General features: G+C 35.8%; 15 protein-coding genes. 8 read left to right on the top strand and 7 right to left on the bottom strand.

Annotated elements, in window-relative coordinates; all coding sequences use genetic code 11:
• Positions 1 to 126 precede the first annotated feature (126 nt).
• The 6 genes from JOE44_RS01330 to JOE44_RS01305 all read left to right on the top strand — a co-directional run bounded on the left by JOE44_RS01330 (position 127) and on the right by JOE44_RS01305 (position 4992).
• A complete protein-coding gene (locus JOE44_RS01330) occupies positions 127 to 1107 on the top strand; it encodes a heme-binding domain-containing protein (RefSeq protein ID WP_209783997.1) in 981 nt (326 codons plus the stop codon).
• Positions 1104 to 1547, top strand: a complete 444-nt coding sequence (locus JOE44_RS01325; RefSeq protein WP_209783996.1) for a hypothetical protein — start codon at positions 1104 to 1106, stop codon at positions 1545 to 1547. Before JOE44_RS01330 ends, JOE44_RS01325 begins: the two co-directional genes overlap by 4 nt.
• A gap of 154 nt (positions 1548 to 1701) precedes the next feature.
• Positions 1702 to 2715, top strand: coding sequence for a sensor histidine kinase (locus tag JOE44_RS01320; RefSeq protein WP_209783995.1), 1014 nt, complete (start codon positions 1702 to 1704; stop codon positions 2713 to 2715).
• The gene (locus JOE44_RS01315; RefSeq protein ID WP_209783994.1) at positions 2696 to 3460 is read left to right on the top strand and encodes a LytTR family DNA-binding domain-containing protein; all 765 of its coding nucleotides are present in this window, start codon (positions 2696 to 2698) and stop codon (positions 3458 to 3460) included. Before JOE44_RS01320 ends, JOE44_RS01315 begins: the two co-directional genes overlap by 20 nt.
• 326 nt (positions 3461 to 3786) lie before the next feature.
• Positions 3787 to 4563 (top strand): DUF1223 domain-containing protein, encoded by a 777-nt coding sequence (locus JOE44_RS01310; protein ID WP_209783993.1) that lies wholly within the window; start codon positions 3787 to 3789, stop codon positions 4561 to 4563.
• 36 nt (positions 4564 to 4599) lie between these two features.
• Positions 4600 to 4992: a DoxX family protein gene (locus JOE44_RS01305; RefSeq protein ID WP_079242171.1), complete on the top strand. Its 393-nt coding sequence runs from the start codon at positions 4600 to 4602 to the stop codon at positions 4990 to 4992.
• Between the two features lie 371 nt (positions 4993 to 5363).
• On the opposite strand, the gene JOE44_RS01300 is transcribed toward JOE44_RS01305, so the two are convergent.
• The 4 genes from JOE44_RS01300 to JOE44_RS01285 all read right to left on the bottom strand — a co-directional run bounded on the left by JOE44_RS01300 (position 5364) and on the right by JOE44_RS01285 (position 9016).
• Positions 5364 to 6356, bottom strand: coding sequence for an MBL fold metallo-hydrolase (locus JOE44_RS01300; protein ID WP_209783992.1), 993 nt, complete (start codon positions 6354 to 6356; stop codon positions 5364 to 5366).
• Between the two features lie 85 nt (positions 6357 to 6441).
• Positions 6442 to 7443 carry an aldo/keto reductase gene (locus JOE44_RS01295; protein ID WP_209783991.1) on the bottom strand — a complete coding sequence of 334 codons (1002 nt, stop codon included), beginning with the start codon at positions 7441 to 7443 and terminating at the stop codon, positions 6442 to 6444.
• A gap of 86 nt (positions 7444 to 7529) precedes the next feature.
• Positions 7530 to 8435 carry a helix-turn-helix transcriptional regulator gene (locus JOE44_RS01290; protein WP_209783990.1) on the bottom strand — a complete coding sequence of 302 codons (906 nt, stop codon included), beginning with the start codon at positions 8433 to 8435 and terminating at the stop codon, positions 7530 to 7532.
• Between the two features lie 122 nt (positions 8436 to 8557).
• Positions 8558 to 9016, bottom strand: coding sequence for a hypothetical protein (locus tag JOE44_RS01285; protein ID WP_105681827.1), 459 nt, complete (start codon positions 9014 to 9016; stop codon positions 8558 to 8560).
• A gap of 509 nt (positions 9017 to 9525) precedes the next feature.
• Between JOE44_RS01285 and JOE44_RS01280 the strand changes: the two genes are divergently transcribed.
• A complete protein-coding gene (locus tag JOE44_RS01280) occupies positions 9526 to 9813 on the top strand; it encodes an N-acetyltransferase (RefSeq protein WP_105680615.1) in 288 nt (95 codons plus the stop codon).
• Here the strand turns inward: JOE44_RS01280 and JOE44_RS01275 are convergent, their stop codons facing one another.
• On the bottom strand, positions 9814 to 10911 hold the full coding sequence (locus JOE44_RS01275) for an MBL fold metallo-hydrolase (protein ID WP_209783989.1): 1098 nt from the start codon (positions 10909 to 10911) through the stop codon (positions 9814 to 9816).
• Between the two features lie 315 nt (positions 10912 to 11226).
• Here JOE44_RS01275 and JOE44_RS01270 point away from each other — a divergent pair, with 315 nt between their 5' ends.
• Positions 11227 to 12621 carry a S41 family peptidase gene (locus tag JOE44_RS01270; RefSeq protein WP_245169674.1) on the top strand — a complete coding sequence of 465 codons (1395 nt, stop codon included), beginning with the start codon at positions 11227 to 11229 and terminating at the stop codon, positions 12619 to 12621.
• Between the two features lie 41 nt (positions 12622 to 12662).
• On the opposite strand, the gene JOE44_RS01265 is transcribed toward JOE44_RS01270, so the two are convergent.
• The gene (locus JOE44_RS01265) at positions 12663 to 13253 is read right to left on the bottom strand and encodes a hypothetical protein (RefSeq protein WP_209783987.1); all 591 of its coding nucleotides are present in this window, start codon (positions 13251 to 13253) and stop codon (positions 12663 to 12665) included.
• Between the two features lie 13 nt (positions 13254 to 13266).
• Complete coding sequence (locus tag JOE44_RS01260) at positions 13267 to 13776, bottom strand: RNA polymerase sigma factor (protein WP_209783986.1); 510 nt, start codon at positions 13774 to 13776, stop codon at positions 13267 to 13269.
• Positions 13777 to 14027 lie beyond the last annotated feature (251 nt).

Below are 14027 nucleotides of genomic sequence, written 5' to 3'. Positions count from 1 at the left end.
CTTGTGTATTTTCGGAGTCAAAAATTCCTCATTCACCTTTTGATTTGTCCGGATCAGCCTGTTTTCCGTTTCACAGGAGGTGCTGTCCACCTACTTTTGAATCAGAAAATAAAAACAATACTCATTATGGATACCGTAAAGAAAAAAAGAAATCCCATTGCCATAGTATTTCTGGCTATATTAGGAATCTTCGGAGGGTTGCAGCTATTCAGCAAACCTTTGGAAGGGAAGCCGGTTACAGGAAAAATTGAAGCACCAAGGGAAGTGATCAGCATTCTTGAAAACTCATGTTTTAGCTGTCATTCCAACCAGCAAAATTTAAGTTGGTATGATAAAATTGCACCTGTTTCCTGGGCCGTCAATAAAGACATTAAAAGAGCCAGAGAAGTCCTGAATTTTTCAGAATGGGGAAAATCTCCTGCTGAAAATCAGGGAAAAATGTATGCCATTCTCAATATGATGCAGAGCGGGAAAATGCCTCTTCATGAATACACGCTTCTGCATCCATCTGCTAAAATTACCCCAAAAGATATTGAAATCATTAAAAAATATACCCTTTCATTATCCTCAGTAAGTCCATCGGCTCAAAAAAGTACTGAAACCCCTCAAACCTCATCCATTGTACCCATGCCGGCATCAACAAAATTTCCGGTTTCTCCCAATGGAGTTCAATACACTCCTGATTTTAAAAACTGGAAAGTGATCAGTATGAGTACACTCTTTGACCATTCTATCCGTGTCATTTATGGAAATGATATTGCCGTAAAAGCTGTGGAGACAGAAAATTTTCACCCATGGCCAGACGGAAGTATTGTCGTAAAATCTGTATGGACACAACAGGAAATGCCAGATGGAGAAATCAGACCCGGAAAATTTGTCAATGCACAGTTTATGGTAAAAGATTCCAGACAGTATAAAGATACTGAGGGTTGGGGATTTGCAAAATTCTCAGGAAATGATCTCCATCCAACCGGAAAGACAGCTTCTTTCGCCAAAGAATCCTGTATTGCCTGCCATAGACAATTAGCAGAAAAAACAGGTTACCTTTTTGACGTTCCCATGAAAGTAAATACCCAAAGATTAATCCAAAATTTACAGAAAAAATGAAAAATACAATCCTGATTTTACTGGTAAGCCTTATTTCACTTACCGCCTGCAGCAAAGAAAATAGCGATACAAATAATGGACTTTCAAGGGTTATTTTTGACCCGGGAAATTTAAAATTCATTTCCAATTCTTTAAATCCTAAGAAAGAAACAATGTCTGCTTTATACGGAAATGAAAAAGCACTTGAATCTTTATCAAAGGAAACTCAGAAACCGGAAGCGGGTACCGTTATGAAACTGGTTACCTGGAAATATCATGAAAATCCTCAATATATTGGCGGAACAATCACCGGAGAATTATTAAGTATTGAAACTGTTCAGGCTGATCATCTTGGAAATATTTCTTATGAAATTAAAAACGATCCGGCAAAAAGTACTTCTCCCGATAAAGAAGGAAGAATACAGTATTTTATGAGCTACCGACCAGTCAGCAGACCTTAATAAAAGTAACCATAGGGTAATTTTTTGTGAATCCTGAATTTTGCCTTTTAATAATGATTGTACTCTGTAAATGGATAAAAGTTTACGTTTCACTATTTATCATAATATTTTCAAGAAAAAGCATTAATTTAACCCTTTCAAATCAGCAGATTTCATGCAACAGCAAAAAATAAAAATCTCACAGGCCATTATCTGGATAAGCTCTATTTTTCTGGGCATTTTATCTTCTGTACCTCAGCTTGCATCCCATCAGTTCAACTGGAAAGAAGCCGTTGTCAACTCCGGAATTACGGCTGCATTTTCTGTCATCATGTGGTACATCAATATTTACATGCTGAACCGCACAAAAAAACGAAGACAGCATATTTCCTATTCAAGGTTGATGGTGATCCTGGGTTTTGGAATGGTGATTATGTTTGGGCTGGCCTGGATTCAGCAGCTGATTCTTTCTCACATTAATTTCGGGCCGGTGATGCTGATGATTGAAGTAAGAGGAATTTTAATCAATCTGGTCTGCTATATGTTCCTGAATCTTCTTCAGAACAATTATACAGGACAACAGGTGCAGCTGGAACTGGAAAAGGTAAAAAGTGACAATCTTGGAGCTCAGTATGAACTGTTAAAACAGCAAATCAATCCTCATTTTCTCTTCAACAGCCTGAATACATTAAAACTGATGGCAGAAACCCGTGATGAAGAAACAGTGGACTTTATTGTGAAGCTTTCCGATTTTTACAGATTTACCCTCGAAAGCCGAAAATTAGACCTGATCAGTGTTCAGGAAGAAATGAAAATAGTAAATGCTTATCTTTTTCTTCAGAAAGCACGTTTTGGTGACGGCATTATGTTTACCAATGAACTTGGAAAAGAAACCGGTTCTACTCTTATTCCTCCTTTTACGCTTCAGCTTCTGGTGGAAAATTGTATCAAGCATAATATTGTTTCACAAAGTAAACCTTTACATATTAAAATCTATACTGCTGACGGTAATATTGTGATTGAAAATCCGATACAGAGAAAAGTAAATACTGAAGATTCTTTAGGGGTTGGACTTGACAATATTAAAATGCGTTACAAACACTTGCTGGAAAAGGATATTACTATTCATTCAGACGAAAAAACATTTCAGATAAAACTACCATTAATCCATGAATATAATCATTATTGAAGACGAATTCAGGGCAGCAAAATCCCTTCAGAATTTAATTTCAGAGTTAAAACCGGACTCAAAGATATTGGGTGTTTACGACAGTATTGAAGCAAGTATTGAAGGCTTAAAGGAGATCAAACCCGATCTTATTTTTATGGATATCCATCTTTCGGACGGACTTTCATTTGAAATTTTCAAATCTGTGGACATCACCTGTCCTGTAGTTTTTTGTACCGCTTTTGACCAGTACATGCTGGATGCCTTTAAAAGCAAGGGAGTGGATTATGTTTTAAAACCATTTTCCAGGGAAGATATTGCTGAAGCTTTGAGAAAAGTTGATGAACTGAAAAAATTCTTCCAGAAGAATGATCTTCCTGATCTGGAATTGTTGATACAAAAAATCAACCAGCCCGCTCCTACCGGTAAGAGTAGTTTTCTGGTTTTTAAAAATCAAAAATACACTACAGTTCTTACTGAAGATATTGCGTATTTTTATATCCATAATGAGATCACTCATCTTGTTACATTTGCAAAAGAACAGTTTCCCCTCACCCAGCCTTTGGGACAAGTGGCGGAACAGGTCTCTGGCAAACAATTCTTCAGAGTCAACAGGCAGTATATTGTTAATTTTAAAGCAATTAAGGAAATGGAACATTATTTTCAGCGTAAAATATTGGTAAAACTCACCATTGAAACACCTGAAAAGCTTCTTATTAATAAAGAAAAGACCCACAGTTTCTTTACGTGGCTGGAGGATAGGTAGAGGAGTTAGGAAGCTGGAAGCTGGGTGCTGGAAGTACTATGATCTATAAAAGTCTTATTTAAATACATTATACCCCTGATTGAAATGATCAGGGTTTTCTTTTGCTTTAATTTTTTAAGCTTCATTACTCATATTTTTACTATCAAAAAATATAAACATCAATTCCTCTTTGCACTCCAAAAACTTCCAGCCTCCCACTTCCAGCTTCCAGCCTTAAAATCCTTCCCCTCAAAATTTCCGAATTCACCCTCTGATTTGTCCGGTTAACCCTTTTTTCCATTTTTCTGCCTTTCCAGAGTATCTACTTTTGAATCAAATTAAAAGACATGATACTAAAAAACTTAATCACAGTAAGTGCTTTCACCACATTATTATTTGCTACTTCAGCATTTATTTATCAAAATAAAGATCAAAAGACAATAGTACAGCAAGCTTCAGAAAACAATGGTTTCGCTGTTTTGGAACTCTTTACTTCGGAAGGGTGTTCAAGCTGTCCTCTAGCAGATGAACTTATGGGAAAAATTCAAAAAGAATATAAGGATGAACCTGTTTACCTTCTCTCCTACCATGTGGATTACTGGAACCGCCTTGGATGGAAGGATAGATTCAGTACCGCCGAAAACTCCCAGAGACAGCAGCAATACAGCCGTATCTTACATTCACAGGTGTATACACCACAGCTGGTAGTCAATGGACAAAAGGAATTTGTAGGTTCTGATGAGGGCAATATCAAAAATGCTATTCAGGAAGCTCTGTTTGCTGCTAAAAAAACAAATGTAGAATTATCTGCAAATGTTTCGCAGAATAAAATTGAAGTGCAGTATAAAACGTCTTCTCTTGATCCTCAGAGTATGCTTCTGGTTAATCTGGTTGAAAAACATTCTTCCACTCAGGTAGGAAAAGGTGAAAATGAAGGGCGTCATCTGCATCACTGGCAAATCGTACACCAGCAAAACCAGATCTCACTGAATAAGCAACAGGGAGGAACAACAACATTCAAACTTCCGGAAGGATTTTCACCAGAGAGCTGGGAAGTCATAGCCTTTATTCAGAATATTAAAACCGGAAAAATCTCAGGATCAGCAAAAACAACTTTTCAATAATTTTTTACATCATCAACAATTAAAATTACTACAACAATGAAAACAAAAACAACAAAAATCATCTATTGGGCAGGAGCCATTTTTATGTCACTTTGGTTTGGAGCCAGTGGTTTCTTTGAACTTACAAAAAATCCGGTTGTATGGGACATTACCCAACAGCTTGGCTATCCTCCTCATTTCATTTATATATTGGGTGTTTTTAAAATTGCAGGCGTTCTTGTCCTTCTCCTTCCCAATAGATTGTTAAGACTGAAAGAATGGGTATTTGCAGGAATGTTCTTTGATATTCTCTTTGCTTTCTTTTCAAAAATAGCGGTACTTGGTTTTCCGTCTACAATAGATGCTATAGTCGCTTTTTCTGTCCTCACGATGACTTATCTGATGTTCAGAAAACTATATTCTCCTGAATTGATATTCGGAGAGGCTTAATGATAATAAACTCTAATTTTTTCTTATGTTAAAACAGATCCTCTCGTTGCCTGGGAGGATTTGTTGTGTAAAAGTAGTGATCAATAAGTTTTGGCTCAAGCCGAATGAATAAATATTTATTAAAAAAGCGGACTAAAGTCCGCTTCTATTGATTGGATTATTTGTATGCTTGATTATTCCGTTTAGTTAACCACCCCGTCAAAAATTCTTTGAATTTTTGCCACCCCTCCAGAGGAGGGGAATCCTGAGCACATATTTATTAATCAAGGTCAATGTATTTCTTATTTCTATGTTGTTGCCTCTAATCCCTAATTCATAATCCCTAATCCCTGCAACCTATTACCTATTATCTATTATCTATTACCTATTACCTAATTCATAAAACTTTCCGGGAACCATTCAAATGCGCCGGATTTTGTTTTTGTAAATCCTAATCCAGGCCAAGGTAAATGGCTGGCAAATGCTCTGGTCTTAGTTTCTGCCAACTGCTGAAGATTTTTTCTTCTTGAAGCGGTTGCAATATCCAGGTCAGTATCTCCGGAAAATCCCCAATCAGGATGAGGAAAAAGAATGATATCAGAATGGATAAGGTCAGCAATATACAATAGCTTTTCATTCCCCGAAGATATTGTGGTAATGGTTAAACCTGGGGTATGACCGGGAGCCAGCTGAAAACTGAAATACTTATACAGTGGATTCTCAAAATCATAGAACTTCAATTTAGGCTGAATGGTCTTTAATATGTTTTGAAGAGCAGGAATAATCTGATTGAGGACTTCAGGGTGATTTTTCAAAGCACTGTTATTAAAATCTTTAAGGGAAGCTTTCATCCAGAAATCATGTTCAATTTTTGAAATGAAAATATTGGCATTCGGAAAAACCAGATTCTGTTTTTTATCGATAACGCCTCCAATATGATCAGGGTGTGCGTGAGAAATAAAAATATCGGTAATGTCTTTAGGAGAGAACCCTGCTTTTTGAAGGCTTTTTAGTAAAAATCCGGTTCTTTCATCAGCAAAATTCCCCATTCCGGCATCCATCATAATAAGCTTATCTTTTGTTTTAATCAATAGGATATTCATCGCCAGATCAATATAATGATCCGGTCTGAAATGATCTGTAAGAATTGATTTCAGTTCCGAAACATTGGCTCTCGGAGCAAAGGTGTTCACATTTTCTTCACGGATATACTCATCGGTAAGTACAAATAACTCAAGTTCTCCAAGCTTTAATTTTTTAAAACCGGAAAGATCATCTTCAGTTTTTTCAGTAACGGATTTCTTTTCTGCCATTAAACCGGAAAAAGGGATCATACTTAATGTTCCCGCTAATAATCCGTTCTTTAATAATTCTCTTCTGTTCATAGCTTAGCTCTGTTCATTTTAACTATCAAAACAAAAAACTGAGCTCCTTTCATGATCGGGAACTCAGTTTTTGTATCATAGTCTTTTAGTTATTGACCAATTTCATTGAACCTTCGGTATATCTTTCCCCTACATTCGGGTATTTTTTCAGAATAGCATCAATGGTATCCAGATCTGATTGGGAAAGCTCTATATTGACGGCGGCAATATTTTCTTCCAGATATTTAATTCGCTTAGTACCTGGAATTGGGATAATATCATCTCCCTGGTTCAATACCCAGGCTAATGCGAGCTGAGTTCCTTTCACGCCTTTGGAAGCGGCAAGCTCATTAATTTCGTTAGCCAGTTTGGTATTATTTTCAAGATATTCCTGCTGATAACGTGGTAATGATTTTCTGAAATCGTCATCACCAAGGTTCTGCACATCGTAAATATTGGTAAAAAGTCCTCTCGCCAACGGTGAGTAAGGAACTAAAGAAATCCCCAACTCTCTGATGGTTGGTAAAATCTCTTTTTCAACATCTTTGGTCAAAATAGAATATTCTGACTGTAAGGCTGCGATCGGGTGAATTTTGTTGGCTTTTCTGATAGACTCTGCGGAAGCTTCAGATAATCCGATATATTTCACTTTTCCTGCTTTCACCAGCTCAGCCATTGCTCCTACTGTTTCTTCTACTGGAATATTCGGGTCTACTCTGTGGGCATAGTAAAGGTCAATAGTATCGATCTTTAATCTTTGAAGGCTTAAATCTACTGCCTGTCTGATCCATTTCGGAGAACCATCAAAATAAGTTCCGGGAGCTCCGCTGTGGCTGGCTTTTCCATCTTTAAACCTGAATCCGAACTTGGTAGCAATAAAAATCTTATCTCGGTTCGGAACCAGAACTTTAGAGATCAGTTTTTCATTTTCCCCATTGGCATACATATCTGCTGTATCCCAGAAATTAACGCCTAAATCTAATGCTCTGTGCAGGGTATTGATACTTTCCTGCTCATCGGTAGGACCATAAGCAAAACTCATTCCCATGCATCCTAGTCCGATTGCTGATAACTGTTCTTCTGTGTTTCCTAATTTTTTAAATTTCATGATAGGTATGATTTAATTTTACAAGACAAAATTAGAACAAGTAACGGCCAACCACGATATAGAATTCAAACTAAGAATTATAAAATTCAAACAACATCCATTCTTAAGGCATTAGGAGTAATTCCGGTTTGTTTTTTAAAGTAATTGGTAAAATAAGCGGGTTCTTCGAAACCTAATCCATATGCGATCTCAGAAATATTCCAGTCTGTATGTTTCAATAAAGCATTGGCTTCCTGAATAATCCTTCCTGTAATCTGCTGACTGGTTGTTTTCCCTGTAATCTCTTTTACGGAACGGTTTAAAGAATTCACATGAATGGAAAGACTCTGAGCATAATCATTAGGCGTTTTTAATTTTAAAAAGGCTTCAGGACTGTCGATAGGAAACTGTCTTTCCAGGAGCTCCATGAATAAAGAAGCAACCCTTTGTGAAGCATTCTGATAAGGTTCAAAGCTGTCTGCCGGCTGCATCCTCATCGTTTCATGAATCATCAGGTGAAGATAAGCTCTCAGCATATCATACTTATGAATATAATCCGACTGGATTTCTGTCATCATTTTCGTATACATCTCAGAAAGTATTTTCTGCTGTTCTTCATTGACAAAGAAAACCGGAGTTCCTCCAATCTTAAAAAGCGGAGAATCCTGAAGATTTCCCATACGGCTTCCATTATGCAGAAACTGGTCTGTAAACAAGCAAAACCAGCCTTTCTGATCTTCATCATCAGCTTCCCAGGAATAAGGAATAATAGGGTTTGAAAACAATAAGGCAGGACGGTCTACTTTAATCCATTTATCAGCATAATGAAGTTTTCCTTTTCCTATGATCAGTGAAATTTTATAATAATCTCTTCTGCTGTAAGGGGTAAGAGGAGAACAGTATTCTCTTGAAAAGACATTAAAATGTCCCATCTTATTCACCCCAATACACTGTGATGCAAGATTGGGAGCGTTTCTTTCATAAAAACCTTTGAGTGACTCGTGTGATTCCATAGATCAAAGTTATAAAAATCAAACAAATTAAATCACAATAATAAATAATCCTTGGATTGAAAAAATAAAATGGCTGACAAAAAGATGCCAGCCATTTAAAGTGATATAGAGTTGATAATGGGTTAATCCCAATCGTCATCATGTCCATGACCACGATGTTTATTTTGTTTTTTGTAGTATTTCTCCTGATTTTTATAATACTTTTCCTGTTGTTTACGGTATTTTTTATAATCGTTTTTATTTCTGCCGTAAACAATTACAGGATTCTGACCTCTGTAATATTTCTTTTTAAAAATGATATACTTTTCTCTTCCCAGAATTCTTTCCAGCTCCGAATAACGGTCGTTTCTCCATCTTCCTGGCTCCACTACATACACTCTGTTCCATGTATCATAATCATGGTATCTGTCATTCAGCACATAGATTTGATTGGCCTGCGTTGTTGAAAGTACAAGATCCGTAATTACTCTTTGCCAATTGATATCTGAGATACTCCTTCTATAGTCATTATAATAATCTGACTGGGCATAACTCAAACTGAATGTCCCAACCAATAATGCTGTTAATATTAATTTTTTCATTTCACTCCACTTTAAAATTAAACATGAAGAGATAGTCAATTAAAGTGCCAATCCTTCATTACAAATGCTAATATTTGTTAAGAAAAATTATAAACAACTGATTATCTTTAAAATATTTTGCACATTTTTCAGGAAATTATTACAGATTAGTCATATTAAAATTACACTCAGAAAACATTTAATTTTATTAAACAGATATTTTTGATAAGCAAATAATAATCAGTAAGCTGGGATTAAATTTAGGATTTTAAAGAGTAAGTACTCTAAGTTTGGACTAAAGCCAATGGATGTTTTTTAAAGTCTGATTGGGCTGAAGCCCACCCCTATTGAATTTTAACAACAACATCTTTTATCTTTTATCTTTTATCTTTTTACATTTATGTTATAAAATTCGTTAAGATTCCTGAAAACTATTATTTCATATGATTTAATTTCGTAATTTTAATGAAGAGAATGTTTTTAAGAAGAGCTTCTCAAATTATTTTTAATCATCCAAATCTTACATTATTATGGAAAATATAAAGTTTCAGGTATCTCAATATCAGGATGAGTTGCAGCTACTTATAGATGGAAAAAAGGCAGGCTATATGTCCATAGAGGTTGATGGAAGACTGCTTATCGTATATTACACGAAACTTGAAGAAGAGCGTGAGGGAAAAGGATATGCCAAATTATTACTGGATGAGCTGGTACGCTACGCAGAAGAGAAAGATTTGCTTGTAGATCCGGAATGTGATTTTGTAAGACAGCAGTTTGAAAATCACCCTGCAAGATATAAAGAAATCTGGCATGCCTGATCAGCTTTCCCACCATGCTGGAAATTGTTGTTCTGACTGATTCAGATCTACTACCTCGCCGATCATCGGAGTGAGGATATTCAGTTTTTTTTCTTTTCCAAGAGCCGTTATCTTTTGAAAAGGTTCATTCCATGGATGAAGTGCCAATGCAAATTTTGCCGCATGCACCGGAATAATACGTTCTGCTTTAAGATCCGTTCCAGCCTGAATAACATCCTCCGGCAATGTATGGATATACCTCCATGCCTCTCCATACTGCCCGTTCTCAAGAATAGCATAATCAAAAGGTCCATATTGCTCACCAATTGTTTTAAAATGAGAATCATAGCCACTGTCTCCTCCTAAGAAAATTCTTTTTGTAGGCGTTATTAGAACATAGGAACTCCAAAGTGTATCATTCTGCCTTACCCTTCTGCCGGAAAAGTGTCTGGCAGGAGTAAAAACAATTTTTACATCATTTTTCAAAGTAACTTCTGTTCCCCATTCTTCTTCGATAAGTTTATTTTCAGCATAGCCCCATCTTTCCAAATGCGCACCTACTCCCAAAGGTATAATGGCCATTTCCGTCCTTCCTTCAATAGATTTTACAGTTGGGTAGTCCAAATGATCAAAATGATCGTGGGTTATTACCAGATAGTCGAGATTAGGGATGTCTTCGGGTTGAAAGACCTCTGAGCCTTTAAATGCTTTATTAAAGTATTTGGACGGTGAACCATATAGACTCAAGACGGGATCAATTAAAAAAGAGACACCATCGGTCTGCAGATAATAAGAGGAATGTCCCAGCCAGACAAAAACATCTTGATTCTTATCGATACTTTTTAAATCAGTATGAAGCGATGGAATAGTTTTCAAAGGCTTCAACAGCGGATCTTTCTTTCCTAAAAAGAAATCATATGTCACTTTCCACGTTTTGTAGCCTTCTGTAATGGAAGGGGTATGGTTTATATTCTGAAACTTTCTCTTTTTATAAAGTTTCGAATTCCTGATGCGTTTCAGCCTGTTTCCTTTGGGTACTCCGCCAAACGCTTTCATATTGATCACGATAAAAAAGGTAACTGTCAAAACAGCTACAGTCGTAATAATCCAATAAATCATCTGTATAAAATAAACTTCAAATGTATTGACTTTTGCTTTTAAATGAAAACATATTCCATTTTACTGCATTTTTTAACTAAATTTATCATGTATTTTAAAAAATTTATTATGCTTTTAGGTCATCATTAATTTTAAACTTTCTATTTTAGCACCTTAAAAAACTCAGATATATTGAAAAATTATTCGGTAATATTTCTTCTCGCTATTTTTTCGTCATGTGCCTCTATAAAAAAACATAACGAACAGCGGGCTTCATGTATTCCACCGGAGCAACTTAAGGAGGATGTAGATTTTGCCTATTCAAAATTACAGCAAATGCACCCTCAACTATACTGGTATATTCCTAAGAAGGAATTGGAATATAAATTTGACAGTCTTAAACAGACGATCACCGAACCTCTTACTCCTCTACAGTTTTATTTTAAGCTCCAGCCTGTCATTGCTGGAATTCGCGAAGGCCATCTTTCATTAAGAATTCCCAGAAAGAAATTTACCAAAACAGAAATCAAAAGACTGGAACATCAGAAAGGGATGTTCAGCCGTTTTGAATATTACATTTCTGGAGACAGGATGTATATCATTCAAAACAGAGATTCTATTGAGCATATACAACCGGGAACTGAGATTTTATCCATCAACAATGTTCCTGTATCTGATTATATAAAGAAGTACAGAGGCCTGATCAGCAGTGATGGTGATAATACCACTTTCCAGCCATACTTTTTAAAAGATCTGTTCTTTAATTTCTATACTGCAGAAAATGGATTTGGGACTAAAGCGACTCTTGAAACCCTTTATGAAGGAGAAAAGCGAACATATACCTTAACCCGAGAAACGAAATCCGATTCTGATCTTGAAAAGGATAAGGAAATGCAGAAAAAAACTCCGGAAAAGAAACTGAATGACTATGTAGCTTCCAGTAATTCTTATAACAGGAGTTTCAGATTTCTGGATAAAGACAGTACCATTGCTTATATTAAGGTGAAAAGCTTCTCAAGAGATTATTCGGATGAATTTTATAAAAAAACTTTTGCCAAGATCAGTCATGCAAAATCTTCCTACCTTATCATAGATGTCCGAAATAATTACGGTGGATCATTGTATGAAATCAATAATCTGTATTCTTATCTGGCCGATGAACCATTTACCCTGATCAAACCGTCTCAGTTAACTTCCAGGAATGCTCCTCTGCGTACAAATTATTTCAGAAAAAGTACTCCCTTAGAATATGCTCTTAAAAGCATTGCCTATCCGAGTTACTTTTTTGCACAGACTTTCAGTACGTATAAAAAGGATGGAAAAGTATTCTACAAGATGAAGGCTGACAAACCTACAAAACCAAAAAAGGAATCCTTTCACGGAAAAGTTTTTGTATTGATTAACGGAGGAAGTTTCTCCGCATCCTCTATTATTACAGCTAAGCTTAAAAACGACAAAAGAGCAACGCTGGTAGGAGAAGAAACCGGAGGTGCCAATGACGGAACTGTTGCCGGTTTTTATTCGTATCAGAAACTTCCTAATTCTGAAATAAGATTCCCTATCGGATTACTTTTGGTACAGCCTAATATTAATTTTTCAGACTCACGGAAAGGGGTTGTCCCTGATGTAACTATTACTGAAAATATGCAGGATATTCTTGATAAAAAAGATCCTCAGCTGGATTGGATAAAAAATGAAATAGCAAAAGAAAAGCAAAATAAAGGACAATAGTATAGAGTTTCGGCGGGCTTTCAGCCCGCCGAAATCTTTTTTTATCTTTTCAACTCTTCCAGAAGATTTTCAATATGCTGAATGTATCTTCCGTAATAGCGGTGAAACCAGAATTTCCCAGCCAGGTACAGTAAAAACAATCCTACAATTACCGATCCGATTAAGATGACTGCAATCTTCAGTTCACTCAATGGTTTTGGCCAGGGAATAAATTCCAGGACAATAAGGATTTCACACACCAGAAATGGGGCAAAACTGATGTAGTATGAGAGATAATACTGTTTATTAAGGTTCAGTTGCATCACCAGATCTTTCAGAGAATCATACGTTTTGGGTGCAGGATTACTGATTTCATTATACAATGTAAAGAACTTACTGAAAAAGAAAACGGTGACAATAAGCATGGATGCAATCAAAACCGTTATGTACAATTGAAGTTTGAATGGTCTGCATACAGAACACACCAGAAAGGCGAAAACAAAGATTCCTATTACCCACCAGAATTCCACACGCATGTTCTTACGTATTTTTTCAAGGGGAAGATTCAGTTTATTTCTTTGCTCTATACTGATTTCAGGAGTTTCTTCCACAATATCTTCATTCCAGGTATTTTTCAATTCATCTATATTCATAGGATTACTGATTTTAATGTTTGTTGGTTTTTATTTGGCTTAAGATATCTTTAAGTTTATTTTTTGCCCGGTTCATTTTCACTCTTACATTGCCTTCAGAAATACCCATCTGCTCTGCAATCTGCTTTCCTGAAAAGTCTTCGAGATAATAGAATATAAAGGCTTTATCAATGGGATTGAGCTGATGAATAGCTTTATACATTTCTGTCAGTCTTTCTTCTTTATGATAATCATAATCTTCCTGAACAATGATTTGATTAGAAAAATCTTCACGGGCAATAAAGCTTCTTCTCTTTTCTGTTTTAAGGAAAATAATCGCTGTATTCAAAGAGATTCTGTACAGCCATGTAGAAAATTCACTTTCACCTCTGAAACCGGGAAATGCTTTCCAGAGCTGATAGGTAATCTCCTGAAAAAGATCATCACGATCATCCTTTTCAGTCATGTACATTTTAGAAATCTTAAATAAGATTCCTTTATACTGTTCAATTTTACGTATAAACTCTTGTTCTAATGAGGTCATAGCTTGTTACTCTATAGAGTTAGTTTTCATTTAAAAAAATTGTTACAGATTTTCTCAAAAGAAATAAAAAAACCCGACAGAAAAGTACTGTCAGGTCTCATTTTTTTGTGCTTTTTAAACTTTTTTACTATTTTCTCTGAATAGTATGACTCGAAATAATTTTTGTTGGATTTTATCTTTAAAAGCCTACCAGGCCAATATTTTATTGATTTGAACAGTTAGTAGAAAAAAAGTAAAAATGTTACATATAA

It is taken from the genome of Chryseobacterium sp. PvR013 (genome assembly GCF_017833095.1).
Lineage (GTDB): Bacteria > Bacteroidota > Bacteroidia > Flavobacteriales > Weeksellaceae > Chryseobacterium > Chryseobacterium culicis_A.
This window is presented reverse-complemented; position numbering and strand designations above follow the sequence as displayed.

Bases quoted from the DNA above. Each gene is read 5' to 3' on its own strand.
- JOE44_RS01275 (WP_209783989.1), bottom strand. From the start codon at position 10,911: ATGATTTATTGGATTATTACGACTGTAGCTGTTTTGACAGTTACCTTT.
- JOE44_RS01270 (WP_245169674.1), top strand. From the start codon at position 11,227: ATGCACCCTCAACTATACTGGTATATTCCTAAGAAGGAATTGGAATAT.
- JOE44_RS01310 (WP_209783993.1), top strand. From the start codon at position 3,787: ATGATACTAAAAAACTTAATCACAGTAAGTGCTTTCACCACATTATTA.
- JOE44_RS01325 (WP_209783996.1), top strand. From the start codon at position 1,104: ATGAAAAATACAATCCTGATTTTACTGGTAAGCCTTATTTCACTTACC.
- JOE44_RS01320 (WP_209783995.1), top strand. From the start codon at position 1,702: ATGCAACAGCAAAAAATAAAAATCTCACAGGCCATTATCTGGATAAGC.
- JOE44_RS01330 (WP_209783997.1), top strand. From the start codon at position 127: ATGGATACCGTAAAGAAAAAAAGAAATCCCATTGCCATAGTATTTCTG.
- JOE44_RS01315 (WP_209783994.1), top strand. From the start codon at position 2,696: ATGAATATAATCATTATTGAAGACGAATTCAGGGCAGCAAAATCCCTT.
- JOE44_RS01260 (WP_209783986.1), bottom strand. From the start codon at position 13,776: ATGACCTCATTAGAACAAGAGTTTATACGTAAAATTGAACAGTATAAA.
- JOE44_RS01280 (WP_105680615.1), top strand. From the start codon at position 9,526: ATGGAAAATATAAAGTTTCAGGTATCTCAATATCAGGATGAGTTGCAG.
- JOE44_RS01265 (WP_209783987.1), bottom strand. From the start codon at position 13,253: ATGAATATAGATGAATTGAAAAATACCTGGAATGAAGATATTGTGGAA.
- JOE44_RS01305 (WP_079242171.1), top strand. From the start codon at position 4,600: ATGAAAACAAAAACAACAAAAATCATCTATTGGGCAGGAGCCATTTTT.
- JOE44_RS01300 (WP_209783992.1), bottom strand. From the start codon at position 6,356: ATGAACAGAAGAGAATTATTAAAGAACGGATTATTAGCGGGAACATTA.
- JOE44_RS01290 (WP_209783990.1), bottom strand. From the start codon at position 8,435: ATGGAATCACACGAGTCACTCAAAGGTTTTTATGAAAGAAACGCTCCC.
- JOE44_RS01285 (WP_105681827.1), bottom strand. From the start codon at position 9,016: ATGAAAAAATTAATATTAACAGCATTATTGGTTGGGACATTCAGTTTG.
- JOE44_RS01295 (WP_209783991.1), bottom strand. From the start codon at position 7,443: ATGAAATTTAAAAAATTAGGAAACACAGAAGAACAGTTATCAGCAATC.